Source organism: Fulvivirga lutimaris, assembly GCF_009711525.1.
Taxonomy (GTDB): Bacteria; Bacteroidota; Bacteroidia; order Cytophagales; family Cyclobacteriaceae; genus Fulvivirga; species Fulvivirga lutimaris.
Genome location: NZ_SMLV01000133.1, coordinates 1 through 2,532 on the forward strand (window position 1 = coordinate 1; position 2,532 = coordinate 2,532).

Below are 2,532 nucleotides of genomic sequence, written 5' to 3' on the forward strand. Positions count from 1 at the left end.
TGCCCAATTTATTTAAATAAATTGGGCAATATATTACCAATGAAATTAATTCGTCTTATGATTCAAATAGTCCGTCATTCAAGGCATTCAACACATCAGCTTTAAGCTTGGAATCTATTAATAGTGAAATGTTATTTCTACTTCCACCGTAGCTTACCATCCTTACGGGAATGTCTGATACTGCATCAAAAATACGCTTAAGTATTCCACTTTTTTCTGATATTAAATCTCCTACTATGCATATTATCGTTTGATTGATATCTACTTCAACATTACCAAATTTATTCAGCTCGGTTCTAATGGATTCAAGGTGAGTGTCATCATCAATAGTCAATGAAACAGCAACCTCAGAGGTAGTCACCATATCAATAGATGTTTTGAACTGGCCAAATACCTCAAATATGTTTTTAAGAAATCCATAAGCCAATAGCATTCTCGATGATTTAATTTTTACAGCTGTAATACCATCCTTGGCAGCAATAGCTTTTACATCTCTGCTGGAGGTTTTAGAGCCAATAAGAGTGCCTTCTGCATCGGGATTTATAGTGCTTTTTAACCTTACAGGAATTTTATATTTCTGTGCAGGCAATATTGAAGCAGGGTGCAAAATTTTAGCACCAAAGTATGCAAGTTCTGCAGCTTCATCAAAGGTCAAAGCTGCGATAGGAGCAGTCTTTTTGACAATTCTAGGGTCATTGTTATGCATTCCATCAATATCTGTCCAGATCTGAATTTCCTCAGCTTGTATGGCAGCACCTATTATAGAAGCACTATAGTCGCTACCACCTCTTTTTAAGTTATCAGTCTGCCCTTGTGGGTTTCGACAGATAAAACCCTGAGTGATAGTAAGCCTTTTGTTTAGCTGTGGTTTTAACTTTTTACCTATTTCTTCAATCTCAGGTTCACCTTCTTCATCAATGGTCATAAAATCCAGTGCGGAAATAAGTTGGCTTTCATGGCCATTACTTTCCATGAATACCTGAAATAGGTTTGTTGAGAGTATCTCACCAAAGGCAAGCATGGTCTTGTTATTACCAAGATTGAAATCGGGGATATTGGCTAAAGAAAGCATTTGCCCAAAATACTTATCAAGTATTTCAGTACCTTTTTTATGTGCCTCTGGGGAGTCGTAAAGTTCTGATATTAGTTGGTTATAATCGTTGCGTAAACTCTCTATCAGCTTTACAGCTGTTTCCGGTTTTCGCTTTTGGAGTAGCTCGCCTATTTCAACCAATGTGTTGGTTGTGCCAGATACGGCAGACAGTACAACAACCTTAGAAGCATCATCATTTGTAATGAGTGTAGCTACCTTTTTCATTCTTTCGGCATTGCCTACAGAAGTTCCTCCAAATTTGTAAATAATCATAACTGTATTAAAATAGGCTGCGAAAATAGGTCAAGAAAATTAAATAATAAAAAAAGCCCCATCATGGGGCTCTTTCATTTTTCAAGAATGTCTATTATTTAGTTCAGAAGGCTGAGACTAATATCAAGACTTAAATTAATTCCTGCTTCAACTTCTACATCATTAGATGATCCAATAAGCTCTATAAACTCACCATTCTCATCATAAGATGCGAAGTAAAGATCATAAGTACCTGATTCCATAAAGGCCAAGGTAAAAGCGCCTTCTTCAGTCACCGTATTGCTAGTAACAGCATTAGCAAATCGAACTTCTTCATCACCTGGCTCATCCATCTCACTGTCAGTAAAAGTATCATCTTCGTAAGCAAATACTATTACTTTAGAAAAGTCACCATCTTCCTGATCGAAAGTACCAGTTATCATACTGGCATCTTGATTGGCAATTAACCTAATGGTTGGTTTAAGAATGAATTTTCCGCTTGATCCTGCTTCGACTACTGCTTTTCTAACATCAAAATCCAGCGTTAATGCGACTGCACCACCAGAGACTATATCAAATTCACCTTTGGCTTTGTACCCTGATCTACCACCACTTGGTACAAGCAATGGTTGAGTAGAGCCGTCTTTATATTCTATATAACAGCCCTCATTTTGTTGAACTCCATTAATCTTATCTTGAATGTCAAGCATTAATCTCACTTCAGAGTACGAACCTGCATCAATGACTTCATCTGTTAAGAAGTAAACTTCACCATTTTGATAGCTTAAAAGGTCTATTGAAACAGGCTCCTCAAAGCTGTCTAATGTTGTCCATCCATCAGGTCCTTTTAACTCTACACTATTAATAGAAATAAAAACAGCGGAAACATTAGCATCATCAATCGGTGCATCCGTTATGGAAACACTTACTCTGCCCTTTGCTGCTTCATTGTCATCACCGCAAGCAAAGAGTAGTGAAGATGCAAATAAAATAACGAGTAATTTATTGAGTAATTTCATATGATAAATAAATGTTTAGTACAGCAATATATACGTTGATTTTCGCATTTGTAGACTTCTAAATGTGTTATTCTCTGTGAGTTACATTATTGGACGATGAGTTGAAGGTACAGCTGGGAGTAAAAAAAAAAGGGGCTCAGTGAGCCCCTTTTTTTTTATATATAAAGT

The 2,532-nt window shown here is 36.6% G+C and carries 2 protein-coding genes; both read right to left on the reverse strand.

Annotation, left to right across the window (positions count from 1 at the left end; translation table 11 throughout):
- Positions 1–55: 55 nt before the first annotated feature.
- Complete coding sequence (locus tag E1140_RS00745; protein ID WP_155178040.1) at positions 56–1,366, reverse strand: aspartate kinase; 1,311 nt, start codon at positions 1,364–1,366, stop codon at positions 56–58.
- Between the two features lie 98 nt (positions 1,367–1,464).
- A complete protein-coding gene (locus E1140_RS00750) occupies positions 1,465–2,364 on the reverse strand; it encodes a DUF4382 domain-containing protein (RefSeq protein WP_155178041.1) in 900 nt (299 codons plus the stop codon).
- Between the last annotated feature and the right edge of the window lie 168 nt (positions 2,365–2,532).